We start from the raw sequence: 24,355 nt of genomic DNA on the forward strand, positions 1-24,355 counted from the left end.
GCCTATTTTCCGTCATCCCGGCGAAAGCCGGGACTCAGGGGCCGCAGGAAAGACCTTTCAGCCGCGTTCATCGACGCAGCCGCGAGGTTGGGACTGAGAATCCTGGGTCCAGGCTTCCGCCGGGATGACGAAGATTAAGGAAGGGCAGGGGACTTTTTGATTGCAACATCCGTTTCCCCCACCGCGCACGATCCGCGTCGGTGAACGCCTTTGCTTTGCCTGAAGGAACTGCCCGCTGATGCCCACCACTGCCCGCCTTGGCCGACGTTGGATTGTCGTGGCGCTGCTGTTCGCGGCCACGGTGATCAACTATGTCGACCGGCAGATGCTGGGCCTGCTGAAGCCGACCTTGTCGGTGGAGTTCGGGTGGACGGAGACGGATTACGCCGACATCGTCTTCGTGTTCCAGGCCGCCTATGCCGTCTGTTACCTGCTGTTCGGGCGGTTCATTGATGTGATCGGGGCGCGCTGGGGCTATGCCATGGCCTTCACGGTCTGGAACCTGGCCCATATCGCCCATGCCGCCGCCACCACGCTGGCGCAGTTCATGGCGGCGCGCCTGTTTCTGGGGGCCGGTGAGGCGGGGAATTTCCCCGCCGGTCTGAAGGCCGTGGCCGACTGGTTTCCCAAGAAAGAACGGGCGCTGGCGGTCGGCGTGTTCAATGCTGGGGCCAATATCGGCGCCATCATCACGCCGCTGATCGTGCCGGTCATCACCCTCACCTGGGGCTGGCAGGCGGCGTTCGTGGTGACGGGTGTGCTGTCCTTTGTCTGGCTGGCCGCCTGGCTCGCCTTCTATCGCACGCCAGATCAACATAAGGGTGTGACGGCGGAAGAGCTGGCGCATATCCGCTCCGACCCGGCCGATCCGTCGGGCAAGGTCGGCTGGGGCGTGCTGGCCACGCGGCGGGAGACCTGGGCCTATGCGCTGGCCAAATTCCTGACCGACCCGGTCTGGTGGCTGTTCCTGTTCTGGCTGCCCGACTTCCTGCACCGCACCTATGGGCTGGACCTGAAGGGGTTCGGGCCGCCGCTGGTCGCCATCTATATCCTGTCGGATGTGGGGTCGGTGGCGGGCGGCTGGCTGTCCTCACGTATGATGCGGGGCGGGGTATCGCTGAACCGGGCGCGTAAAACGGCCATGCTGGCCTGTGCCGCCTGCGTCCTGCCGGTCGTCTTTGCCACGTCCGCCGCTGAACTGTGGGTGGCGGTGGTGATCCTGGGACTGGCGACCGCCGGGCATCAGGGTTTCTCAGCCAATCTGCTGACCCTGCCGTCTGACCTGTTTCCCCGTGCCGCCGTCGCCTCGGTGGTGGGGATCGGCGGCATGGCCGGGGCTGTGGGCGGCATGTTGATGTCCAAGTTTACGGGATGGGTGCTGGATAGCACGGGCAGCTATACGCCCATCCTGCTGGTGGCCGCCGGTGCCTATCCGCTGGCCCTGTTGTTCCTGCATCTGCTGTCGCCGCGCCTGACACCGGCGGCGATCGGCGACGGCGGCGGGCCGTAACCCGCCCGGTTTCACCGGATGCATGTCCACCCGAACGGTGGTCTGCATCCAAAAATGGTAGCGGTATCAGTATCAAACCAAGGCTGCCCTTGAGCGGCCAACCCTGAGGGAGGGAGTTATCATGAGTTTGAAGAAATCGCGTCTCGATCAACTGTCCCACAAGGCCTTCCTGCTGATGGCCACCTGCCTGACGGCGGGTGCCTTTCTGCCGGCCCAGGCGCAGACCGTGACGGGCGGCGGCAGTGGCGATACGCTGGAAGAGATCGTGGTGACCGGCTTCCGGTCCAGCCTGGCGAACTCCACCAATGACAAACGCAACGCCACCGGCTTCCAGGACAGCATCTTCGCCGAGGATATCGGCAAGTTCCCCGACACCAATATCGCCGAAAGCTTCAACCGCGTTCCCGGCATCACCATCAACCGCGAAGTGTCGGGCGAAGGCATCTCCGTCGCCATCCGCGGCCTGGGCACCAATTTCACCCGGGTGCTGCTGAATGGTGCCCCCGTGGCCGTCGCCTCCACCGGTCGCACCGATGCGCAAAGCACCAACCGCGAGGTTGACCTGGACATGTTCCCCACGGAACTGTTCTCGCAACTGACCGTGTCGAAAAGCCCGAACGCCGGCATGGTTGAAGGCGGTGCCGCCGGTACCGTGAATATGCGCAGTGCCCGCCCCTTTGACAGCGACGGCCCGCGTGTCAGCTATTCCCTGCAGACCACCAAGAACAGCGAGGCCGACAAGTGGGGTGGCCGCGCCTCGGCGTTGGCCAGCAACACCTGGGGCAATTTCGGTGCCCTGATCGGTGTTGCCGGGGTGCGCAATCAGGTCAGCACGCCGGGTTTTGAGACCATCGGCTGGACCAATGCCAACCTGTCGGCGGCCCAGTGCGGCGCGACCACGGGCTGTAACAGCACGGGCGGCGGCAACTGGACCATCCCGGCCACGGTTCCGGCCAATGCTGGCAACGGTCTGGTCGCCGGCTCCACGCTGGATCGCGCCGCCCTGCTGGCACTCAACCCCGGCCTGACTGTCCAGCAGCTGGACAATGCCATCATCCCGCGCCTGGGTCGCCCGGCGGAGATTTTCGGTACCCGCGACCGCGTCAGCGCCGTGGCGGCGTTTGAGCTGCACGCCACCGAGGATCTGCATTTCTATGTCGACAGCCTGTACGGCAAGAAGAAGAACGACCTGGAACGCGTGGATATGAACTGGGTTGGCCGCAACGGTGCGGCGATCCCGATCAACATGAAGGTGGACCGTACCGACTGCTCCGCCGGCTGCGTGGTGACCGAGGGCACCTTCGCCAACGCCCAGTTCTTCCTGGAATACCGTCCTTTCCTTGAGGACACGGAATTCTATGGCGTCAATCCCGGCTTCGACTATCAGATCACCGACAATCTGAAGTTCGACATGCAGGCGAATTATACCAAGTCCACCTTCCACCGTGAATCGCCCACCGTCGGCCCGCTGACGCCCGCCAGCTCCGGCGTGACCGTCACTTACAAGAACAATGGCGGTGTTCCTGACATCAAAAGCAATGTCGATCTGAACGATCCCAAGCAGTTCGGCTGGCCCGGTGGCCGCGTCAACATGCAGGACGAACGCCGCACGACCGAAACCAAGGGCGCACGCGCCAATGTCACCTGGGGTGATGAAAGCCTGAACCTGAAGGTGGGCGGTGCCTGGGATGACGTCTCCCGCCGCATCCGCGCCTATGACAATAGCCAAGCCTGGCAGAATGCCGTCTGCGGCAACAATCCGTCGGTCTTCCTGCCCAGCCCCAACACCCAGCCGCCCTGCAACGGCCTGAACCAGCCGGGTGCCGCACCTGCCGGCTATCCCACTTATCCGGGTTATGGCACGGGCTATACAGCGGGCAAGACGGGTGGCGTCACCTATGGTGGCTCGCTGATCCCCAACGCGTCGTTTGCCAACTATCTGAAGCCGGGCAAGTTCGGCTTCCTGACGGTCGATTGGGACAAGTTCAAGACCGACAGCAAGTATGATCAGTTCCATGATGCAACGCCGGAAGCCGGTTCGTCGAACACTGGTGCATCCGGCGGCTTCATCGGGGAAGAGACGCTTGGTGCCTATGGCGAGGTGAACGGCATCCGTCAGATCGACGGCCAGGATCTGCGCTTCAATATCGGCATGCGGTGGGTCCAGACCGATCAGAAGGTGGGTGGCCGCGTCAGCCTGCCTGATCCGCGCAACGTTACGGCGGCTGGTACCCAGATCGCCGATGGCTCGCGTTATCCCAATGTGACGAACTTCGTTTATATCAAGAACAAGTACGACAACTGGCTGCCCTCGGCATCCGCCGCCTATAACGTGGCGGACAATGCGGTGGTCCGTGCCGCCCTGTCGCGCACCATGACCCGTCCGGACCCGAATGCACAGTTGCCGGGCCTGAACTTCTCCGGCCCCTCCGCCGATGTCGGCTCGGTCGGTAACTCTGCCCTGGCCCCGTACATTTCCGAAAATATCGACCTGGGCTTTGAATATTACACGGGCCGTGAGGGTTATGTCGGTATCGCCGCCTTCCGCAAGGCCATCACCGGCTTCACCGTGAACGGGTCCAATACCGTGCCGTTCGCGGCGCTCGCCGCCTATGGCGTCACCTATGACACCCTGTCACCGACGCAGCAGGCCGCCATCAATTCCCGTGGCGGTCCCGGCACGGCAACCGTCGTGTTGCAGCAGCAGGTGAATGCCGAAGGTCGCCTGACCGTCAATGGTCTGGAATTCAACTGGGTGCAGCCGCTGGACTTCCTGCTGGAAGATGTGGTGCCAGGCCTTGGCTTCATCGCCAATGCCACCATCATCGACCAGAAGGGCAAGGGTGCCGCCCCGGCGGTTGCCATCGGTGTGGCCGAGTACACCTACAACGTCACCGGCTATTATGAGCATGGTGGCGTTTCGGCCCGCATCTCCCAGACCTTCACCAAGGGTTCGCAGACCAGCGGTCTGAACCAGAACGGCATCCCGGCCGCCGCTTTGTTCAGCGACGATTACCGGCAGTGGGATTTCTCCTCCAGCCTGGATCTGAATGAGATCACGGGGTCCACCGGCCTGCCGCAGCTGACTTTTGACGTAACCAACCTCGCGAACGCGAAGCAACGCAGCTACTTCCAGTTCGAGAATGCCACCTTCACCTCTTACACGCCGGGCCGGACCTTCATGATCGGTCTGCGCGGTCGCCTGTAAGCTTCTTCCTCCTCCCGAGTACAAGGTCGGAAATCTCCCCGATGCCGACCCAACTGGCGGCCCGTTTCGACGGGCCGCTTTCTTTCATTTGACAGGCCCTGCATTTGGGGCACATTGGATTTCACAATCAAAAAATCACGCAGGGCAGGAAACGCTATGGCAGTGCGGTTCAGATTCCTGGCTTTAAAGTTGTTAGCGGTCACAATTCTGGTCATGCCGGCGGTGGCGAAATCCCTGCCGCATCTGGCGCCGCAGGGAACGACGCAACAGCTGATCGTCGATGACCAGCCCTTCTTGATCATCGGCGGGGAACTGGGTAATTCAACGGCTTCCAGCTTGGATTACCTGCGCCCGCATTGGAAGCTGTTCAACGAATTGAACATGAACACCGTCCTGGCCCCGGTATCGTGGGAGATGGTGGAGCCGGTGGAGGGCAAGTTTGACTTTGCCATCCTGGACGGATTGATCCGCGACGCGCGGGCTGCCAATCAACGGCTGGTGCTGCTTTGGTTCGGGGCGTGGAAGAATTCCATGTCCAGCTATGTGCCAGCCTGGGTGAAGCGCGATCAGGCGCGTTTCCCGCGCGTGGCCCTGCCGTCAGGCCGAGGCGTGGAAATCCTGACACCGTTCAGCTCTGCCAACCGCAACGCCGACGCCCGCGCCTTTGCCGCCATGATGGCGCACCTGAAGCAGGTGGATGGCGACAGGCACACCGTGGTCATGGTGCAGGTGGAGAATGAGATCGGGATGTTGCCGCTGGCCCGTGATCATTCTGCACTGGCCAATGCCGCCTATGCCGGGCCGGTGCCGGACCGGCTGATGCAGCATCTGGCCGCCAACCGCGATCGCTTAGAACCGGAACTGCGCCGACTGTGGGACATGAACGGGTCGCGGATGTCCGGCACTTGGGCAGAGGTGTTCGGCACCAGCACCTGGGGCCAGGAGGTTTTCACGGCCTGGTTCTTTGCGGAATATACAGAGGCGGTGACGGCGGCGGGCAAGGCGCAATACGCCCTGCCCATGTATGTGAACGCCGCCCTGAACCGTCCCGCCAAGGAGCCGGGGGAGTATCCCAGCGGCGGGCCGGTGCCGCATCTCCTGGACGTGTGGAAGGTCGGTGCCCCCTCTCTGGACATGCTGTCGCCCGACCTTTATTTCCCGAATTTTCGGGAACTGACCAGCCGGTTTGTGCGACCCGACAATGTGCTGTTCATCCCAGAGGCCAACAATGCCGGCCGACCGGAAACGGCGGGTGACGCCTTCCATGCCTTCGGCGCGCTGCAGGCCATCGGGTTCAGCCCCTTTGCCATTGAAAGCATCACGGGGGCGCAGAAGGAGCAATTGTCCAAGCTGTATGGTCTGCTGCGCCAGTTATCGCCCCTCATCCTGTCGGCGCGTGGCACCGGGCGGATGGCCGGCTTCCGACCCAATATTCTGTTCGACAACACGGTATTGGAGGCGCCTGAAAGCGTTGTGCTGGGTGATTACAAATTCACCGTTACCTATGTCGACCCCTGGACCCCCAAGGCCGACCAGAACACCCGTGCCCATGGCGGCATCATTATCCAGGCCGGGCCGGAGGAATTTTATATTGCCGGGTCCGGCATCACCGTCACCTTCGATACCGCAACGCCGGGCCCCGCCGTCGCCGGGATCGACAGTGCCTGGGAAGGACGGTTCGAGAAGGGAAGCTGGGTCCCCGGTCGCCTGATGAATGGTGACCAGACACATCAGGGCCGGCACGTCCGCCTGCCGCCCAATGAATATGCTGTGCAGAAGGTGACGCTGTACCGGTACCAATAGGCTGACGCCGGTTCCCACCGGCGCTTCATCCTGATATGTTATCGCTAACAATAATCAAAGCTCTGGGAGATGCCCCATGAACCCCTGCCTGTCCCGGCGTCAGGTCCTGATGACCGCCCTGGCCGCGTCCGCCGCGGCCGCGTTGCCTGCCTTCGCCGTCGCCCCCGGCCCTTCGCTCAACGATCTGGCCGTGGCGACGGGCCGGCGGTTCGGGTCCTGTGTGGGGACGGGGCGGCCCGGTACCTTGACCGGGTCCTTTGCCGATCCCGCCTATCGCGATCTTCTGGTGGCCGAATGCGGGCTGCTGGTGCCGGAGAATGAGCTGAAATGGGGGGCGCTGCGCCCGGCGGCGGATGTCTTCACCTTTGACCGGGCGGAAAGGTTGCTGGCCTTTGCCAAGGAAAAGAACCTGGCCTTCCGGGGCCACACCCTGCTCTGGCATCATGTGAAATGGCTGCCCAACTGGCTGAACAGCCATAATTTCGGGCCCGACCCCGTGAAGGGGGTGGAAAAGATGCTGACCGACCATGTCGCCATGGTGGCCGGGTCCCATAAGGATCGCATCACCTCCTGGGATGTGGTGAACGAGGCGGTGGATGCCGATACCGGCCTGATGCGCGAAACCGCCTTCACCCGCCATATCCCTGCCGAGAAGGTGCTGGACATCACCTTCCACAAGGCGCGCGAGGTCCTGCCCAAGGGCCAGCTTGTCTATAATGATTACATGAGCTGGGAGCCGGGCCATGCCAAGCATCGCGACGGAGTGCTGCGCCTGCTGGAAGGGTTCCGCAAGCGCGGTACACCCGTCGATGCGTTGGGGGTGCAGTCGCACATCATGGTGGTGGATGGCGGCCCCAAATATGAGGAGACGGCTTGGCGTCGGTTCATCGACGAGGTGGTGGGCATGGGCTATGACCTGCTGATCACTGAGTTTGATGTGAATGACAAGGGCCTGCCCGCCGACATCGCAGCCCGAGACAAGGGGGTGGCCGATTATGCCCGCGCCTATCTGGACATGATGCTGTCCTATAAGCAGACGGGCGACGTTCTGGTGTGGGGCATGGTCAATAAATATTCCTGGCTGCAGGGTTTTACCCCGCGCGCCGACAAGCAGAAGCAGCGCTGCTGTCCCTATGATGATGCGTTCCAGCCGACGCCGCTGCGTGAGGCCATCGCGGCCTCATTGCGGGGTGCGGTCAAGCACGGGTAACCCCTGGGCGGCGGCCAGCAGCCATTCGCGGAAGGCGACCAGGGGGCCATACCCCTCCCGGTCGGCGGGGTAGACGAGGTGGTAACCGCCATCGGTTGTCATCTCCCCACCCGGCAGACGCACCAGCTCCCCAGCCGCCAGTTCATCGCGCACCAGGAAATCCGGCACCAAGGCGGCCCCCAGCCCCGCCACGGCGGCGCGGATGACCAGCAGGAACTGTTCAAACACCAGCAAGGGCTGATCACCTGTGCGGCGGACACCGTGTGACGCGAACCAGCGGTCCCAACCATCGGGCCGCGTTTCCTGTTGCAACAGCGGTAATGCCGCGACATCCGCCGGGCCCGCCAGGGTACGCCCGCGCAACAGGGCCGGCGACGCGACCGCCAGCAGCACCTCTCCCATGAACCGATGACCGATCAGGCCGGGTGCTGTCGGCGGGGCGGCCATGATGGCGGCATCAATACCTTCGGCGCGCGGATCGAAGGGGCGGACGCGGGTGGAGAAATTGATGGTCACATCCCGGTGCCGGGCAAAGAAATCGCCCATGCGCGGGATCAGCCAGCGCGCCCCGAAAGTGGGCAGGATAGCCAGGTCCAGGGTGCCGCCATCCCCGTCAAAGGCAATGGTGCGCGCCGCCGCATGGCCCAGCCGGCCCAGGATGTCGCGCGCCTGATCGGCGAAATAGCGCCCGGCCGGCGTCAGCACCACGCGCTGCCGCACCCGTGTGAACAGGGCGACGCCCAGCATCGCCTCCAACTGCGCTACCTGCCGGCTGACGGCACCCTGGGTCTGGTTCAGTTCCTGCGCTGCTGCCGTGAACCCGCCGAGGCGGGATGCAGCCTCAAACGCGATCAGGGCGGCGGTGCTGGGGATCAGGCGGCGGGCATACATGGGCGGTGTCGGTCATGCGTCATTCTATGGATATCCTGCCTGTTTCGCGTCTATATCGCCATAGTTGATGATGATTACTCATGAAGTTGGTGATGAAACATGGTTTGCGCCGCGCACCCTTCCGGCGTATCGCTGTTCTCCTCCGACCTTTCGACAATGGGGTTCCGCCATGGCTGGCACGGCCGCGTTCCAATGGGATGACGCTTTCCTTCTGAATGATCAGTTGACGGAAGAGGAGCGGATGATCCGGGACAGCGCCCATGCCTATGCCCAGGGAAAGCTGCAACCCCGCGTGCGTCAGGCGTTTGAGAAAGAACAGACCGACCCCGCCATCTTCAGGGAGATGGGGGATATGGGCCTGCTGGGTGTCACGGTCTCGCCCGAGTATGGCGGGGCCGGCGTCGGCTATGTCGCCTATGGCCTGGTCGCGCGCGAGGTGGAGCGGGTAGATAGCGGCTATCGCTCCATGATGAGCGTGCAGTCGTCGCTGGTCATGTACCCGATTGAGGCCTATGGCAGCGAGGCGCAGAAGCGCAAGTACCTGCCCAAGCTGGCGTCGGGCGAATGGATCGGCTGTTTCGGCCTGACCGAACCCGATGCCGGGTCCGACCCTGCCGGCATGCGCACGCGGGCTGAAAAGGTGGCTGATGGTTACCGCCTGACCGGGTCCAAGATGTGGATCACCAATTCGCCCTTCGCCGATGTCTTCGTCGTGTGGGCCAAGTCGGATGCCCATGACGGGGCCATCCGGGGCTTCATCCTTGAAAAGGGCATGAAGGGCCTGTCGGCGCCGAAGATTGAGGGCAAGCTGTCCCTGCGCGCCTCTGTCACGGGCGAGATCGTGATGGATGGTGTGGTGGTGCCGGAGGATGCCATCCTGCCCAATGTGTCGGGCCTGAAGGGTCCGTTCGGCTGTCTGAACCGCGCCCGCTACGGCATTTCCTGGGGTGCCATGGGGGCGGCGGAGGCCTGCTTTCATGCCGCCCGCACCTATACGCTGGATCGCAAGCAGTTCGGCAAGCCCCTGGCCGCCACACAGTTGGTGCAGAAGAAGCTGGCCGACATGCTGACCGACATCACGCTGGGCCTGCAGGGTTCGCTCCGCCTTGGCCGTCTTTTCGAAGCCGGACAGATGGCACCGGAAATGATTTCGATCATGAAACGAAACAATTGCGGCAAGGCTTTGGACATTGCGCGTCAGGCCCGCGACATGCATGGCGGCAATGGCATCTCCGGCGAGTTTGACGTGATCCGCCACATGGTGAACCTGGAAACCGTCAATACCTATGAGGGCACGCACGACGTCCACGCCCTGATCCTGGGCCGCGCGATCACGGGCATTCAGGCGTTTTTTTAATCGTCCCCTCAGGCGCCGGGCGGGTGCATCCGCGCCCTTGGCTTACGCGACCACGCGGTCGCGGGCCGGCGGTCGCCGGCCTGGGTGTCAATTCTGGAGCCTTGATCATGCCTGCCGCCCTTGACGGTATACGCGTCCTTGACCTGTCCCGCATCCTGGCCGGCCCCTGGGCCACGCAGATGTTGGGTGATTTCGGGGCCGAAATCATCAAGGTGGAACGACCGGGGGAGGGGGATGACACCCGCCGTTGGGGCCCCCCCTTCGTGGACGGTCCCGACAGCCCGTCCGCCTATTTCCTGACCGCCAACCGCAACAAGCGCTCCATCGCGGTGGATTTCACGACGCCGGACGGACAGGCGATCATCCGCGATCTGGCCCGCACTGCCGATGTGGTGGTGGAGAATTACAAGGTCGGGGGGCTGGCCAAGTACGGGCTGGATTATGACAGCCTGTCGGCCATCAACCCCCGCCTGATCTATTGCTCCATCACCGGGTTCGGGCAGGACGGGCCCTATGCGCAGCGTTTGGGCTATGATTTCCTGATCCAGGGGATGAGCGGTTTGATGAGTGTTACGGGCAGTCCCGATGGCGGCCCGGCCAAGGCCGGGGTGGCGCTGGCCGATATCATCACGGGTCTTTATGCCGGCAACGCCATCCTGGCCGCCTTGCATCATCGTGAGCGCACAGGCCAGGGGCAGCGGATCGATGTGGCGCTGCTGGATTGCATGCTGGCCGCCATGGCCAATCAGGCGCTGAATGTGCTGGTGTCGGGTCGCGATCCACGGCGGATGGGCAATGGCCATCCCTCCATCGTGCCCTATGACACGTTCGCGGTCGCCGATGGTCATATCAATCTGGCTGTCGGCAATGACCGGCAGTTTCAGCGCCTGTGTGAGGTGCTGGGCGTGGCTGAACTGGGCACAGATGACCGGTTTGCAACCAATCGCGCCCGTGTCGCCAACCGCGTGGAACTGACAGCGCTGCTGACCGCCCGCCTGATGACACGACCGGGGGCGGAATGGCTGGACGCGCTGGAGGCAGCCGATGTGCCCGCCGGTCCCATCAACAGCCTGTCCGCCGCCTTTGCCGACCCGCAGGTGCGCCATCGCGGCATGGCCCTGGCCATGGATCACCCCAATGTGGGTCCCGTGCCCGGTGTCGCCAGCCCCGTGAAGTTCGGCGCGTCGCCTGTGGTGGACAGTCAGGTTCCCCCTGACCTGGGTGCCGATACTGACCGGGTCCTGTCGGGTCTGCTGGGGATGGAGGCGGGGCGGATCGCCCTTTTGCGCGCCGCTGGCGTCGTTGGATAAGTCATAGGACTTGCTGGTCTCAACAGTCGGAAAATGCTACCCGTAATGGCTGATGACTTCCTGTCGGCAGCAACAAAAGGGTGAGCATGACCGATATTGTCCCCCCGGATAACGGCTTGGCGTCGGCATTGCCGACTGTGCCCGTGTTCAAGACCGATCTGTTCATACCCCGCTATACGCTGACCGGCCAGGGGCTCTGGCGGCTGAGAAGCGCACCGTTCAGCCTTAGTACGGGTTATTGGAGTCCCACCATGCTGGTGGAGAACCTGATCGGCCTCATCCGTAACGGTGATACCTGGATGTCCACGGCCCCGTTGGAGCTGGAAAGCCAGGAACTGGGCATTCGCCACGCTGCGGGTCATGTTCTGATCTATGGCATGGGCATGGGCTGGTGTGCCATCAACTGTGCCCTGATGCCGGCGGTCACCCGGGTGACGGTTGTCGAACTGGACCCCGATATCCTGGCATTGCACCGCGAACTGAACCTTGTGGCACAGATACCGGAGGAGGCGCAGGCCAAGCTGCGTGTGGTGCAGGGTGATGCTTATGAATATGTTCCTGATGCGCCGGTGGATCTGCTGATGCCCGACATCTGGCTGCCGCTGATGAATGACGGCCGGGTTGAGGAAGTGCAGCGCATGCAGGCCAAGGTCGGTGCCGCCAGGGTCTATTTCTGGGGACAGGAGCTGGAACTGGCCCGCCACGCCGTGGCGGCTGGGCGCGAGATGGATACCGACGGCATTGCGGCAACGACAGTTGAATTTGGTTTGCCCCTGTTGGGGCCCGACCTATCCGACTATGCCGACAAGGTGCGCAAAGCATCGGTGCATGTGCGTGATCGCTGGCTGCCGGGCAGGGTTTCTCCGGTATAAAGGCATAATATCCTATAATTGTTGACAAAGGACAAAAGTCACGCAATCCTATGATTATTGATGCTTTTCATGGGGTTTGCGATGAATACGTTCCTTCTGGGGCAGGATGGCAATGGATGCGAAACGGATATCGTGCCCATTCCAACCTACGCGGTTGTGTTGTCGTTGGTGGGGGGGACGCCACGGTCCGTGGCTGTACCGGCGGAAGCAAAGGTTGCCCTGTTTTCCGCCACTGGAAATTTCTGGCTGAAGGCAGGCGCTGCACCGGCCCTTCCCACGGGTGATATCCTGGATGGATCGGCGCCGGAATTGAACCCCGCCGGCCGTCTGGTCAGCGGGGTGACGAGCATCGGGCTGGTGGCACCGACGGCCTGCACCGTCTCCATCGGCTTCTACGGATGACGTCACTCCCGCGGTGAAGCGGAGCGCGGCTTGGCTTATACCAAGCCCATCCCCGCCCATCCCGTCATCTGTGTCCTGACATCCAGTCCGGCAGCCAGCAGCACCGTCAGCAACAGACGGGCCTTGCGCCCATCCAGGCTGCCGGCATCGATCAGGCCGTTGGCGATCAGCCAGGCTGCCGTGCCCTCGCCCTGATAGGTGCCATGGCCGTCCGTATCGCCCTGCGGACAGCGGCTGACCAGCAGCACGGGCTTGGTGGCGGCGATGGCGGCCAGGGGTGCGGCCAGGGTCTGGGGTACATGGCCGGACCCCATGGCTTCCACCACCAGCCCGGCCCAGGCGTCGTCGGCATAGGGCAGCACGGAAAGCGGATCGGCATCCATGGCAACCGTCAGCAGGCCGACGCGCGCCGCCGCCTGGTCCACCGGCCAGACATAGGGGCCGGGGGCGGGCAGTGGCGTCATGGCCAGACGCACGCGGCCCGTGATGATGCTGCCGACGGGGCCCCAGCCGGGGCTGCCGAAGGCAGCGATGCGACCGCTATCCATTTTGCGCACCAGTCGGGCATCGTGCAGTTCACCCGCGATAGCGACAAGCACGCCGGGACGTTTACCCGCCAGATCGCGGGCGGCAATCAAGGCATCGCGCAGATTGCCCGGCCCTTCCGCGCCGGGCGCATCGGCGGTGCGCATTGATCCGGTCATGATGATCGTCGCACCCGCCGGGGCCAGCAGCGACAGAAGGAAGGAGGTCTCCTCCATCGTGTCGGTCCCCTGCGCCACCACAAAGGCACGTACCCCCTCGGCATGCCGGGCCTTGATATCGGCGGCCAGCAGGCGGATATCGTCCAGGCGCAGGTTTTGGCTGCCCACGCTCATCAGCGGGCGCACCGTCACCGGTCCGCCCATGCTGATGCCGGCTGCACGCAGCAGGGCCGTACTGTCGGCGGCGTCTGACTTGCCCGCCAGCGCCAAGATGGTGCCGCCCAGCAGATAGAGGAAGGTTGTATCGGAAAGCCCGGCCATGGTCGCACCCGTCAACAGAACGAATAGCGCCATATGGCGCGGGACGGGGCGCGACGCCAATGCCGATTTGACGACCCCGTCCCGTCAGGCCATGGAGTCCGCATGCAGCACGCGGTTCCGCCCCGCCGCCTTGGCCCGGTAAAGGGCCTGATCGGCCGCACCAATCAGGGCGGACGACAATGCATCAAGGTCGCCCGGCTGCGGTGCCAACAGGGTCGCGGCACCGGCGCTGATGGTCACATGGCTGCCGTCCGGCCGGGCCGCATGGGGCACACCCAGGCCCACGACACATTCGCGTGCCTTTTCTGCCAGACCCTGCGCACCGCTTGTGTCGCTGCCGGGCAGCAGGATCGCGAACTCCTCACCCCCGTACCGTGCCGCCAGTTCACCGGCGCGACGTACCGAGCCCGACAGGGCGGCAGCCACGGCGCGCAGACAATCATCGCCCGCCTGATGGCCGTAAAAGTCGTTATAGCGCTTGAAATGATCGACATCGATCAGGACCAGCGACAGTGCCGCCATCCCACGGCCCAGCCGCCGCAGTTCCTGCGACAGGGCCTGGTCAAAGGCGCGGCGGTTGGCGATGCCCGTCAGCCCGTCCAGCGTGGCCAGCCGGGTCAGTGTGTCGGTGCGCCGCTTCAAGGTCAGATGCGTGCGCACCCGTGCCTGAACGATGTGGGGGTGGAAGGGCTTGTTGATGAAATCCACAGCCCCCGCCGCAAGGGCCTTCAGTTCGATTTCCACCCCACGATGGGAGGTGATGAAGAGGATCGGCACATCCTGCATGCCCGGCAGGGTGTGCAGGGCGGCACAGGTGGCGAAGCCATCCATCCCTTCCATCTCTGCGTCCAGCAGCACCAGGTCGGGAAGTTCCGTGCGTGCCATGTTGACGGCTTCCATGCCGTTGGTTGCAAAGGTGACGTCGGCCATTTCCCGCACCACCTGCGCCAGGATGCGGATGGTGCCGACATCATCATCAACGATCAGGATGCGCAGATTGTGAAGTGCCGCGCCAAGCGCGGGGGGCAGATTTGCGGTCAACCGGTCAACTCCGCATCCAGCAGGGCCAGCGCCTCGTCATAGCGCAGCCCGTCCACCAATCGGGACAGTTCCACAAATTTGGATTTGCCCAGCCGTGCGGTCAAGTCAGCCCCCATTGCCGCCAGCACATCCGGTGCCGTCAGCCGCCGCGCCCGCAGGACGCCGCGCAGCGCCGTCAAATCCAGCGGCTTGCCGGCGGCGATGGGGGGTGCCAACGGGGTCCTGGCGCGGATGGCGGCGCACAGGTCGGCTGACATGCGGTCCAACTGGTCAATGCCGGCGGCCAGGTCCTGGTCCGGTGCATCCCGCAGCGTTTCTTCCAGCGTCGTGGCCAGTTCCATGGCGTCTTGCGCGGCGATATTGCCGGCAGCACCGCGAAATTCATGCAGCTTGCGCATCGCGGCGCTGACATCGCCGGCGGCAAGCGACCCGCGCAGCGTGGCGCCCAGCCCGTGGAACCGGTCGGCAAACTGCGCCAGCACACTGTCCAGCAGGGCGCGGTCGCCCATGACCCGGTTCATGGCATCGTCCATGTCGATACCGGGAATGTCGTAACCACCGGTGGGTGCGGGCGGTGCTGTATCGATCACCGGGCTTTGCGGTTCTGCCGGGCGTCGGGGAATGGCGACGATCAGGCAACTGGCGATACCTTCCCGGTTGGGCGCGGTGACGGCCGCCAGGACGGGCAGGCGGCTGCCGTCACGGCGGATGAAGGTCCATTCACGCAGATCAGCCCGGCCCGGACCCGCATTCGCGGTCAGAATATCCAGCGTAGACATCGGCCTGTCGCCCCGTTCGGCGGCGATGGCCTGGGCACGCAGGGCCAGTTCGGCCGGGTCCAGGAACTGGGCCGGGGTGGCCTTGCCCACCAGATCCTGTGGTTTATGGCCCAATGCGGCTTCTGCGGCGGGATTGAACAGGGTGATGGTGCCGGACGGATCACAGGCAATGATGGCGGCACCAGTACCATCCATGATGGCGTGGCGTTGGGCGGCCAGCGCCTCGATCTCCATGGTGCGTTCGCGCACCTGCTGTTCCAGTTTGGCCGTCATGCCCCGCAGGCGGGCCTCCGCCGCCAGTTGTTCCGTGACGTCGCGGACCACCAGCGCCGTACCGACGATCCGGTTGCCGGCCCGCACAGGCGTGGCGGTAATCGACACATCGATCATCCGTCCGTCCGCCGCCTGGCGTCGGGTGCGCAGATTGACGACGCTGTCGCCATTGCGGACCCGGTTCAGCAGGTCCTGTTCCTGGATTTCCAGACCCGGCGGCACTATCAGGGACTGGGTATTGCGGCCGATGGCATGGGCGGCATCCACACCAAACAACTGTGTGGCAGCCTCATTCCAGCTGGTGACATTGCCGTCGGGTGCCAGACCGATGATCGCATCGCGGGCGCTGTGGATCAGGGCCCCCAGCCACGCGTCGCGGGCACGGATCGCCTGGTTGCGCCGACGGGCCTGATGGCTGAGCAGCAGCAGCAGGGCCACGATACCGGTCAGCGGCACACCCAGCCCTGCGACCCACAGCTGTACACCCTGCGCATTCGCGGCGATCAGGCGGTCTGGCACGATGGCGGAAACGGTTAGGTATCGGCCCGGTGCCGCATCAATCACCACTCGCTGACGCACGGCATGGATAAGCCCATCGGCGGTATCGAATAACTTTGAGGCGGCGCGGCCCTCTTCGCCCTGTACTGGTTTGAATTCATCCTGCCAGCGCCAGGGGCGGCCACGGGCCATGCCGAAACTGCGCGCTGGATCGGGGTGCAGCAGGAAATTCTCCTGCGCGTCCGTCAGATAGACCCGGAAGATCGGGTTCACATCGGCGGCCAGATCGGCCAGCAGGCCACGTGCATCAATCGTGACCACCAGCACCCCGAACGGTACCCCGCCCGGCCCTGCCACGGGTGAGGCGAGACGCAGCAAGGGACGGGCCGGTATCTCCAATGCCGGTTCGCTGCGGACCGGGTCCAGATCATCCACATGGATGCTGCCCGGTTCCAGATGCGCGACCTTGTCGATGGCGGCCAGATCGGCGTTCATGCGGTCGCCCGCTTCCAACTGCCCTTCGTCATTATCGACAATGACCAGCGGCCGCCGGTCGGTGACGGACAGATAGCTGACCCGGACGACGCCCGGCTTGGCCTGGATGAAGCCGCTGAAAATTGATTCCAGCCGGCGACGCCACAGGGCATCGGTCGAATTTTCCACCGTATCGACGCCGCCGCCTGTGACCGCGCGGGCGAGGCCGGACACAGGCGGGGTCAGGGTCAGGAACCGCACCTGCGCCCGCCAATCCTCCAGCGTGCGCGACACGATGTTGGCGCGCTGCATTACCAGGGTCCGCAGCCGCACATCCATTTCGGCCTGATAGTTCGACCGCTGCTCACGCCCGGCCACGAAAGCGATGGCAAGCACCAGCAGTACCAGCCCCGCGATCAGCAGGATCATGGTTCGGGGACGGAGCCCGCCTTCATCGACCGGATCGGAAATCAGCACCCCATCGCCCCCTTGGTGCGTCACGGAATGTCCCCTGTACGCCTTCACACGTATGCCAGTTGGACGCATTCCACGCACGGAGAATAGATATACGGGGGGCTAGAATGCCGGTGCAATGGGTTAGGAAGACAGTACCGACGCCAGTTCCGTGACCGCCATATGCGTGTAGCAGCCCGCCGGCAGACGCGGCAGGTGAAGGATGGGCAGTGCGTCACCCAGGAAGGGGCGCAGGGCCGCCACCGTATCGGCGGGCGGCACCGTCCCCCCGGGTGTCTCGGACAGGACCAGGGCCGCAACATGCTGCTGGCGTGCTCGAACTACCTCTACCGCTGTCAGGATATGGCTGATCGTGCCCAGATAGGTCCCGGCCACCAGGATGGCGGGCAGGCCCAGTTCGGCCATCCAGTCCAGGACCGTGCGCCCATCATCCACAGGTGCCATCACGCCGCCCACCCCTTCGATCAGCAGCGGGCCAGCGGCATCAGCGATGCGGCGGCGGCAGGCACTCAGCATGGCGCTGTACGGCACCAGCCGCCCCTCCTTGCGGGCCGCCATATTGGGGGCCAGCGGGGCGGCAAAGCGCCAGGGGGACACGCGGTCCAGACTTTCCGCCGTCAGTTCCAGCCCCATCGCGTCGATCAGGGCGGCGGGATCGCTGCCGGTGGGGTCATCGGGATCAATGCCGCTGACCAGCGGTTTGAACGCATCCGGCGTTAACCCCGCCGCCCGCCAATGCCGCAGCAGACAGGCGCTGACAAAGGTCTTGCCGATATCGGTGCCGGTGGCGGTGACGAAATACGCACCCATGGTCAAATCATCCTTTCCGTAGGGGAAGGCAGCGGCTCTACTACCCCCCTTTCCCTCAACCCCCCCATGCGCAGTGGGGGATGCTGGGCTGCATTTGGGTCCTGACAGCGTCGTGTAACAGGTTTTATACCACTAGCCGAAACCCGCTTTTCCTGTTGAAGGGATGAGAGATGAGCATCGCCGCCACTGCCCCGCACGCCGCCCTGGCCGGCAATCCGATCCGTAATGATTGGACGCAAGGAGAGGTGGAGGCGCTGTTCAACCTGCCTTTCATGGACCTGCTCTACCGCGCGCAGACCCTGCACCGGCAGTTTTTCGACCCGAATGAGGTGCAGATCTCCACGCTCCTGTCGATCAAGACCGGCGGCTGCCCGGAGGATTGCAATTACTGCCCGCAATCGGCGCAGTTCGACACCGGCCTGAAGGCCTCCAAGCTGATGCAGGTGGAAAAGGTCCTGGCCGAGGCGCGGGCCGCCAAGGAGCAGGGCGCTTCCCGCTTCTGCATGGGTGCTGCCTGGCGCTCACCCAAGGATCAGGACCTGGACACGGTCTGCGCCATGGTGGAGGGCGTAAAGGCCATGGGCATGGAGACCTGTGTCACGCTCGGCATGCTGCGTCCAGATCAGGCGCTGAAGCTGAAGGATGCGGGTCTGGATTATTATAACCACAATCTTGATACGTCGCCGGAGCATTACGGCAACATCATCACCACCCGCACCTATCAGGACCGTCTGGACACGCTGGATGCGGTGCGCAGTGCGGGCATCAATGTCTGCTGCGGCGGCATCATGGGGTTGGGTGAGGGGCGGGAGGATCGCGCCAGCCTGATCCGCACGCTCGCCACCCTGCCGCAGCACCCTGACAGTGTGCCGATCAACCTGCTGGTCAAGGTGGAGGGTACGCCGCTGGATCAGGCCGATCAGGTCGATCCCATCGAATTTGTCCGCACCATCGCCGTTGCCCGCATCACGATGCCGGCAAGCGTCGTCCGCCTGTCGGCGGGGCGTGAGGATATGAGCGATGAGATGCAGGCTTTATGCTTTGCCGCCGGTGCCAATTCCATCTTCTATGGCGAACGCCTGCTGACCACGCCGAACCCGGCCCAGGCGCGCGATGCCAAGCTGTTCCAGAAACTGGGCCTGCGGTCGATGCAGGTCGAGGTGGAAGCGGACGCCTGCGAATGACGGACAGCCCCGGCTGGCTGAATGAAGGCATGCGGCATATCTGGCTGCCCTACAGCCAGATGAAACATGCCGACCCGCCGCTGCCCGTGGTGGCGACAGAGGGCACGCGCATCCATCTGGCCGATGGGCGCGTGCTGATCGACGGGATCGCCAGCTGGTGGACCGCCTGCCACGGCTACAACCATCCGCATCTGCGGGCCGCACTGGAGGCACAGGCGGCCCGTATGCCGCATGTGATGTTCGGCGGCCTGTCCCATGAACCAGCTTTGACGTTGGCCTCACGACTGGCCAAGCTGCTGCCCGGTGATCTTGAACGGGTGTTCTTCGCGGAAAGCGGGTCGGTCGCGGTAGAGGTCGCCATGAAGATGGCGATCCAGTACTGGCTGAACAAAGGCGAGCGGGGACGGTCGAAAATCCTGTCTTTCACCGGCGGCTATCACGGCGATACCATCGCCACAATGGCCGTCTGTGACCCGGAGGAGGGGATGCATTCCCTGTTCACCGGGCTGCTGCCGGAGCATTTCGTGCAGCCATTGCCGCGTGACGCGGAAAGTCTGGCGGCGCTGGAAAGCTTTTTGGACCGGCATGCGGGGCAGATCGCCGCCATCCTGGTGGAACCGCTGGTGCAGGGGGCGGGCGGCATGGTGTTCCATGACGCCTCAACCCTGCGCAGCTTGCGTGATCTGACCGACCGCTACGGGCTGCTGTTGATCTTCGATGAGATTTTCACAGGGTTTGGCCGGACAGGCCACATGTTCGCCTGTCAGGCGGCGGGCGTCGTGCCCGACATCATCACCCTGTCCAAGGCGCTGACCGGCGGCACATTGCCCTTGTCAGCCACTATCGCGCGGGCCCGCGTATTCGATGCTTTCTGGTCGGACGATCCCATGGCGGCATTGATGCATGGGCCCACCTATATGGGCAATGCGCTGGCTTGCGCTGTCGCCAATGCTTCGCTGGACCTGTTCGACTCACACCCGCGTATGGAACAAGTGGCCGCCATCAATACATGGCTGAAAGCCGGACTTGAGCCCTGCCGCGGCCTGCCAGGGGTACTTGATGTCCGCACCTTGGGTGCCATTGGCGTGGTGCAAATGGATAGGATTGGTGATTTACGCAGTTTGAAGCGACTTTTGGTGGCTGAGGGGGTGTGGATCCGACCGTTCCGCGATATTCTGTATCTCACGCCGGCCTTTACGGCGACGGAGGAGGATGTGATGCGTCTGACGGGGGCGATCACCCGCGTTCTGGAACGGGGTCATCCATGAGTGCTGCTGCCGGCTGGTTGGACATGCTGGCGGCCCAGGCGCTGGACGCGCTGGAGATGACGGGCCGCCGCCGCACCTTGCGCGCCTATGACCGCGACGGCATCCGTCTGCGCCTGCCTGATGGCAATGTCCTGGTCGATGTCGCCTCCAATGATTATCTGGGTCTGGCCCAGGACCCCGGCATCATCGACCGGGCCGCCGAATATGTGGCCCGTTTCGGGGCCGGCAGCGGTGCCTCGCGTCTGGTCTGCGGCACCCTGACGGCCCATAGGGAAGTTGAAGAAAAGCTGGCTGCCTTTTTGGGGACCGAGGCGGCGTTGCTGTTCGGGACCGGGTTCCAGGCCAATTCCACGCTTCTGCCCGCATTAGCTGAACTGCTGGGCGGGGAGGCGGAACTGCTGGTCGACCGGCTGTCCCATGCCAGCATTCTGAATGGTGCCTTTGCCCAGGGGGTGAAGGCGAAACGCTTCCGGCACAATGACCTGAACCATCTGGAAGATCTGCTGAAGGAAGCGACCGGTCCCCGCATGGTGGTGACCGAGTCTGTGTTCAGCATGGATGGCGACCGCGCCGATCTTGCTGCCATCGCCGATCTGGCCGATCGGTACGGCGCGCCCGTCTATTTGGATGAAGCGCATGCCATCGGCGTTCTGGGGCCGGAGGGGCGGGGGCTGGCGGCAGAAATGCCGGGCCGTATCGCCGTGACGATGGGCACGTTGGGCAAGGCGTTTGGCGGGTTCGGTGCCTATGTCGCGGGGTCGCGACTGTTGATTGATTACCTGATCAACCGGTGTGCCGGGTTCCTGTACACGACGGCCCCGCCGCCGGCGGTGTTGGGCGCGCTGGATGCGGTGCTTGACGTCATCCCGTCGCTGGATATGGAGCGCATGCGCCTTGCCAGCATGGCGGATGCCGTGCGTATGGCGGTGCAGGGTGTCGGTTATGATACCGGGGCCAGCAGCACGCAGATCATCCCCGTCATCGCCGGCACCGAACAGGCGGCCCTGGGCCTGCAACAGATTTTGGAAATGGCGGGCTTCCTGGCCGTCGCCATCCGCCCGCCGACCGTGCCCGCCGGTACTTCGCGCCTGCGCCTGTCGTTATCGGCGGCGCTGGATGACCATACGGCGGGACAGTTGCTGACCGTGCTGTCCTGTCTGCCGCCGCCGGGCATGGGTCTGCCCTGATGACCCGCCCCCTGTTCCTGTTCGTGCATGGCTGGGCCGGCACGCCCCGCCTGTGGGACCCTGTGCGGGCGGTGCTGATCGCACGCGGGGTGGCGGCGGGGGATATGGTGACGGCGGTGCCGCCGGAAGGGACGGGACGCCCCCTCATCTGCATCGGCCATTCCCTGGGTGCCGCTTGGCTCCTGACCCAGAGGCCGACCTTATCGGGCTTCGTCGCCATCAATGGCTTTACTCGCTTCACGGCCACCCCCGACTTTATCGCTGGCACCCCTCCCCGCATCCTGATGCAGATGCGTCGCCGGTTGCTGGCCGATCCGGTGGCGGTGCTGGCCGATTTTCATGCCCGTGCCGGGCTGCCATTGCCCGATGGCCTGCCCGACGCCGAAACCCTGGCCGCGGGTCTGGACCTGTTGGGCGATATCGACGCGCGGGCCGCCTTTGCGGCGCTGTCTGTCCCGCATGTCGCCCTGTGTGGCGAGGATGACCTGATCGTGCCGCCGGCCCAGTCGCGCGGCAGTTTCCCCGACCCGGTGATGGTGCCGGACGCCGGTCACGCCCTGCCGGTCAGCCATCCGGGCCTGTGTGCCGACCATATTCTTTCCCTGGCGGCGCGATGCTGAACGAGGGTGATAAGCGCGCGGTGGCCCGCCGCTTTGCCGCCGCCGCCGCCCGTTATGATGCGTCGGCGCGGGTGCAGGCGCGCATCGCTGTCGCAATGGCCGAACGGCTGGCGGCGCTTGATCTTCCCACGGGCGTGCGGGTGCTGGAGATCGGGTGTGGCACCGGGCTGCTGACGGCGGCGGCGCTGGCCAGGCTGCCACAGGTGGGGCACTGGCTGGCGACTGACATCGCGCCCGGCATGGTCGCCGCCTGCCATCAACGCCTGTCCACTGACCCGCGCCTGTCGGTTGCCGCCATGGATGGGGAGGGGCCGGCGACGCAGGGACCGTTCGACCTGATCTGTTCTACCCTGGCCCTGCAATGGTTTCCGGATGCAGCCCGCGCGCTGTCGCTGTGGCACGGACTGCTGCGGCCCGGTGGGCGGCTATGTGTGGCGACATTGGGCGTGGATACGTTCGCGCAGTGGCGGGCGGCCCTGGCAGCGGCGGGGGTAAAGGCGGCGGGTCCGGCCTATCCCGATGCGGCCACCCTGTCCCGCTGGCTGGGGCCGGGTGGTCGGGTGGAACGACAGGATTTCGTGGAACATCACGCCGATGCCCGCCATTTCCTGCTGTCCCTGCGCGGGATCGGTGCCGATTACGCGCCCACCCGTCTGTCGCCTGCCAGCCTGCGCCGCGCCATGCGCGGGCTGGATGCCGTCAAGCCTGTGGACATCACCTATGATGTGCGCTGGCTGACCCTGCAGGCATCATCAATTTCCCATGGATGAAAATCCCGTCTCCCGCGTTTACGCTGTGTCGGGACGGGATAAGGCCGGGATGAGCGACGATCTTTTCCATCAACAGCTGACGGATCATCTGACGGCCTTGCGCCGCTATGCCTTCGTGCTGACCCGGTCGGCGGATGAGGCGGAGGATCTGTTGCAGGATTGCCTGGCCAAGGCGGTGGCATCGGCGGCGCAATGGCGGCCGGGCAGCGACCTGAAGGCCTGGCTGTTCCGTATCCTCTATACCTGCCATATCAGCCGACGCCGGCGGCAGCAGGTGCGCCTGCGCTCCGTCACCAGCCTGGAGGCGGAGATGGCCGAACCGTCCCAACCGCCAGATCAGCTGGCGCGGCTGGAGGCCGCTCGGGTGGTGGCGAAGCTGGAGACCCTGCCCGAGGGGCAGCGTCAGGCCATCCTGATGGTGGCCGTGGAAGATTTGAAATATGAGGACGCGGCCAGGCGTCTGGGCATTCCCATCGGTACCTTCATGTCGCGCATCGCCCGAGGACGGGAAGCCCTGCGCCGCGCGCTGGAGGGAGAGGAACGCCCGGCCCTGCGCGTGCTGGAGGGGGGCAAGCATGGACAATGATCTGACCCAGGACGGGATTGAGGAAAGCGATCTCCACGCCTTCCTGGATGGCGAGCTGGATGAGGCGCGCGCCGCCAAGGTCCGTGCTTATCTGATGGATAATCCTGACGCGCATGAACGGCTGGCCCGTTATGCCGAACAGCAGCTGGCGCTGGCGGCAGCGGCGGGAGAGCCATCCTGGCCCGCCCTTCCGGCACCGCTGGTGGAGGGGCTGGAACGGGGCTTGCGTCGGGGCCTGTGGCGGCAGCGCCTGTCGCGCGTGGCGGCGACGGTGCTGCTGGTCGCCATGGGCTGGGGGGCGAACGACCTTCTGCGCCGGCCCGTCTTTGCCAGCCTGCCCGACTATGCGCAGCAAGCCATCGACGCGCATGAGATTTTCGCCAACGACCCCACGCGGCCCGTGGAAATCCCCGGCACGAAGCCGGAGGAGATCCGGCGCTGGCTATCGGCCAAGCTGGGCGAACGGGTGGCCATCCCCGACCTGCGCCGCCTGGGCCTGACCCTGGTCGGTGCCCGCGTGCTGGGAACGGACGAAGGGGCGACGGGACAACTTCTCTATGAGGATGTGATTGGTCGACGCATGACCTTGTCGCTGGCCCCGGACGAGGGGGCGGCCCCCGACAGTCCCGTGATGGAAGAATTCCAGGGGCTTGAGGTTGGCCTGTGGCGGGGGGAGGATTTCGCCCTTGCCGCCATTTCCAACGACATGCCCGTGGAACTCGACCGTCTGATCCAGGCTGTCGATGTGGCGTTGCTGCCGGAGCCGGAAAAAAATCACCATGAAGGGGATGAAGGAAATTGAG

The 24,355-nt window shown here is 64.5% G+C and carries 20 protein-coding genes; 15 read left to right on the top strand and 5 right to left on the bottom strand.

The features are described from left to right. Positions 1-238 precede the first annotated feature (238 nt). The 4 genes from C0V82_RS25400 (at position 239) to C0V82_RS25415 (ending at position 7,731) form a co-directional block, all read left to right on the top strand. Positions 239-1,510: an MFS transporter gene (locus C0V82_RS25400; protein WP_102115256.1), complete on the top strand. Its 1,272-nt coding sequence runs from the start codon at positions 239-241 to the stop codon at positions 1,508-1,510. Between the two features lie 121 nt (positions 1,511-1,631). After that, positions 1,632-4,718, top strand: coding sequence for a TonB-dependent receptor (locus C0V82_RS25405; protein ID WP_211108009.1), 3,087 nt, complete (start codon positions 1,632-1,634; stop codon positions 4,716-4,718). Between the two features lie 213 nt (positions 4,719-4,931). Then, entirely contained in the window at positions 4,932-6,521 is a 1,590-nt protein-coding gene (locus C0V82_RS25410; RefSeq protein WP_245924339.1) for a GH35 family beta-galactosidase, read from the top strand. A 76-nt stretch (positions 6,522-6,597) separates the two neighbouring features. Then, entirely contained in the window at positions 6,598-7,731 is a 1,134-nt protein-coding gene (locus C0V82_RS25415; RefSeq protein WP_102115258.1) for an endo-1,4-beta-xylanase, read from the top strand. On the opposite strand, the gene C0V82_RS25420 is transcribed toward C0V82_RS25415, so the two are convergent. Beyond that, positions 7,702-8,622: a LysR family transcriptional regulator gene (locus C0V82_RS25420; RefSeq protein ID WP_102115259.1), complete on the bottom strand. Its 921-nt coding sequence runs from the start codon at positions 8,620-8,622 to the stop codon at positions 7,702-7,704. The genes C0V82_RS25415 and C0V82_RS25420 overlap by 30 nt on opposite strands. A gap of 169 nt (positions 8,623-8,791) precedes the next feature. Between C0V82_RS25420 and C0V82_RS25425 the strand changes: the two genes are divergently transcribed. The 4 genes from C0V82_RS25425 (at position 8,792) to C0V82_RS25440 (ending at position 12,563) form a co-directional block, all read left to right on the top strand. Further along, the gene (locus C0V82_RS25425; protein ID WP_102115260.1) at positions 8,792-9,979 is read left to right on the top strand and encodes an acyl-CoA dehydrogenase; all 1,188 of its coding nucleotides are present in this window, start codon (positions 8,792-8,794) and stop codon (positions 9,977-9,979) included. Positions 9,980-10,086: 107 nt separating this feature from the next. Then, positions 10,087-11,289: a CaiB/BaiF CoA transferase family protein gene (locus C0V82_RS25430; protein ID WP_102115261.1), complete on the top strand. Its 1,203-nt coding sequence runs from the start codon at positions 10,087-10,089 to the stop codon at positions 11,287-11,289. A gap of 86 nt (positions 11,290-11,375) precedes the next feature. Further along, the gene (locus tag C0V82_RS25435; protein ID WP_102115262.1) at positions 11,376-12,161 is read left to right on the top strand and encodes a hypothetical protein; all 786 of its coding nucleotides are present in this window, start codon (positions 11,376-11,378) and stop codon (positions 12,159-12,161) included. A gap of 81 nt (positions 12,162-12,242) precedes the next feature. Next, positions 12,243-12,563, top strand: a complete 321-nt coding sequence (locus tag C0V82_RS25440) for an NAD/NADP transhydrogenase alpha subunit-like protein (RefSeq protein ID WP_158660218.1) — start codon at positions 12,243-12,245, stop codon at positions 12,561-12,563. A gap of 35 nt (positions 12,564-12,598) precedes the next feature. Here C0V82_RS25440 and C0V82_RS25445 read toward each other — a convergent pair whose 3' ends face one another. The 4 genes from C0V82_RS25445 to bioD form a co-directional block, all read right to left on the bottom strand. After that, positions 12,599-13,588, bottom strand: coding sequence for an asparaginase (locus tag C0V82_RS25445; protein WP_158660219.1), 990 nt, complete (start codon positions 13,586-13,588; stop codon positions 12,599-12,601). A gap of 84 nt (positions 13,589-13,672) precedes the next feature. Beyond that, positions 13,673-14,629, bottom strand: a complete 957-nt coding sequence (locus C0V82_RS25450; RefSeq protein ID WP_245924336.1) for a diguanylate cyclase domain-containing protein — start codon at positions 14,627-14,629, stop codon at positions 13,673-13,675. Continuing rightward, a complete protein-coding gene (locus C0V82_RS25455) occupies positions 14,626-17,154 on the bottom strand; it encodes a PAS domain S-box protein (protein ID WP_158660220.1) in 2,529 nt (842 codons plus the stop codon). Before C0V82_RS25455 ends, C0V82_RS25450 begins: the two co-directional genes overlap by 4 nt. Before the next feature lie 96 nt (positions 17,155-17,250). Next, complete coding sequence (bioD, locus tag C0V82_RS25460; protein WP_102115266.1) at positions 17,251-17,937, bottom strand: dethiobiotin synthase; 687 nt, start codon at positions 17,935-17,937, stop codon at positions 17,251-17,253. Positions 17,938-18,107: 170 nt separating this feature from the next. Here bioD and bioB point away from each other — a divergent pair, with 170 nt between their 5' ends. From bioB to C0V82_RS25495, 7 genes are read left to right on the top strand one after another with little or no spacing between them, the layout of a single operon-like run. Then, positions 18,108-19,121 (top strand): biotin synthase BioB, encoded by a 1,014-nt coding sequence (bioB, locus tag C0V82_RS25465; protein WP_102115267.1) that lies wholly within the window; start codon positions 18,108-18,110, stop codon positions 19,119-19,121. Beyond that, positions 19,118-20,389 (top strand): adenosylmethionine--8-amino-7-oxononanoate transaminase, encoded by a 1,272-nt coding sequence (locus tag C0V82_RS25470; protein ID WP_102115268.1) that lies wholly within the window; start codon positions 19,118-19,120, stop codon positions 20,387-20,389. Before bioB ends, C0V82_RS25470 begins: the two co-directional genes overlap by 4 nt. Then, entirely contained in the window at positions 20,386-21,576 is a 1,191-nt protein-coding gene (locus C0V82_RS25475; protein WP_245924337.1) for an aminotransferase class I/II-fold pyridoxal phosphate-dependent enzyme, read from the top strand. The genes C0V82_RS25470 and C0V82_RS25475 overlap by 4 nt, the downstream gene beginning before the upstream one ends. After that, entirely contained in the window at positions 21,576-22,196 is a 621-nt protein-coding gene (locus tag C0V82_RS25480) for an alpha/beta fold hydrolase (protein ID WP_102115269.1), read from the top strand. The genes C0V82_RS25475 and C0V82_RS25480 overlap by 1 nt, the downstream gene beginning before the upstream one ends. After that, complete coding sequence (locus C0V82_RS25485; RefSeq protein ID WP_102115270.1) at positions 22,190-22,966, top strand: methyltransferase; 777 nt, start codon at positions 22,190-22,192, stop codon at positions 22,964-22,966. The genes C0V82_RS25480 and C0V82_RS25485 overlap by 7 nt, the downstream gene beginning before the upstream one ends. 49 nt (positions 22,967-23,015) lie before the next feature. Further along, positions 23,016-23,552, top strand: coding sequence for a sigma-70 family RNA polymerase sigma factor (locus tag C0V82_RS25490; RefSeq protein ID WP_158660221.1), 537 nt, complete (start codon positions 23,016-23,018; stop codon positions 23,550-23,552). Next, positions 23,542-24,354 (top strand): anti-sigma factor family protein, encoded by an 813-nt coding sequence (locus C0V82_RS25495; RefSeq protein WP_102115272.1) that lies wholly within the window; start codon positions 23,542-23,544, stop codon positions 24,352-24,354. The genes C0V82_RS25490 and C0V82_RS25495 overlap by 11 nt, the downstream gene beginning before the upstream one ends. Position 24,355 lies beyond the last annotated feature (1 nt).

Source organism: Niveispirillum cyanobacteriorum, assembly GCF_002868735.1.
Classification (GTDB): domain Bacteria; phylum Pseudomonadota; class Alphaproteobacteria; order Azospirillales; family Azospirillaceae; genus Niveispirillum; species Niveispirillum cyanobacteriorum.

Excerpts from the sequence above, each read along its gene's own strand:
- C0V82_RS25400 (WP_102115256.1), top strand. The coding sequence starts at position 239 with ATGCCCACCACTGCCCGCCTTGGCCGACGTTGGATTGTCGTGGCGCTG.
- C0V82_RS25405 (WP_211108009.1), top strand. The coding sequence starts at position 1,632 with ATGAGTTTGAAGAAATCGCGTCTCGATCAACTGTCCCACAAGGCCTTC.
- C0V82_RS25410 (WP_245924339.1), top strand. The coding sequence starts at position 4,932 with ATGCCGGCGGTGGCGAAATCCCTGCCGCATCTGGCGCCGCAGGGAACG.
- C0V82_RS25415 (WP_102115258.1), top strand. The coding sequence starts at position 6,598 with ATGAACCCCTGCCTGTCCCGGCGTCAGGTCCTGATGACCGCCCTGGCC.
- C0V82_RS25420 (WP_102115259.1), bottom strand. The coding sequence starts at position 8,622 with ATGTATGCCCGCCGCCTGATCCCCAGCACCGCCGCCCTGATCGCGTTT.
- C0V82_RS25425 (WP_102115260.1), top strand. The coding sequence starts at position 8,792 with ATGGCTGGCACGGCCGCGTTCCAATGGGATGACGCTTTCCTTCTGAAT.
- C0V82_RS25430 (WP_102115261.1), top strand. The coding sequence starts at position 10,087 with ATGCCTGCCGCCCTTGACGGTATACGCGTCCTTGACCTGTCCCGCATC.
- C0V82_RS25435 (WP_102115262.1), top strand. The coding sequence starts at position 11,376 with ATGACCGATATTGTCCCCCCGGATAACGGCTTGGCGTCGGCATTGCCG.
- C0V82_RS25440 (WP_158660218.1), top strand. The coding sequence starts at position 12,243 with ATGAATACGTTCCTTCTGGGGCAGGATGGCAATGGATGCGAAACGGAT.
- C0V82_RS25445 (WP_158660219.1), bottom strand. The coding sequence starts at position 13,588 with ATGGCCGGGCTTTCCGATACAACCTTCCTCTATCTGCTGGGCGGCACC.
- bioD (WP_102115266.1), bottom strand. The coding sequence starts at position 17,937 with ATGGGTGCGTATTTCGTCACCGCCACCGGCACCGATATCGGCAAGACC.
- bioB (WP_102115267.1), top strand. The coding sequence starts at position 18,108 with ATGAGCATCGCCGCCACTGCCCCGCACGCCGCCCTGGCCGGCAATCCG.
- C0V82_RS25470 (WP_102115268.1), top strand. The coding sequence starts at position 19,118 with ATGACGGACAGCCCCGGCTGGCTGAATGAAGGCATGCGGCATATCTGG.
- C0V82_RS25475 (WP_245924337.1), top strand. The coding sequence starts at position 20,386 with ATGAGTGCTGCTGCCGGCTGGTTGGACATGCTGGCGGCCCAGGCGCTG.
- C0V82_RS25480 (WP_102115269.1), top strand. The coding sequence starts at position 21,576 with ATGACCCGCCCCCTGTTCCTGTTCGTGCATGGCTGGGCCGGCACGCCC.
- C0V82_RS25485 (WP_102115270.1), top strand. The coding sequence starts at position 22,190 with ATGCTGAACGAGGGTGATAAGCGCGCGGTGGCCCGCCGCTTTGCCGCC.
- C0V82_RS25490 (WP_158660221.1), top strand. The coding sequence starts at position 23,016 with ATGAGCGACGATCTTTTCCATCAACAGCTGACGGATCATCTGACGGCC.
- C0V82_RS25495 (WP_102115272.1), top strand. The coding sequence starts at position 23,542 with ATGGACAATGATCTGACCCAGGACGGGATTGAGGAAAGCGATCTCCAC.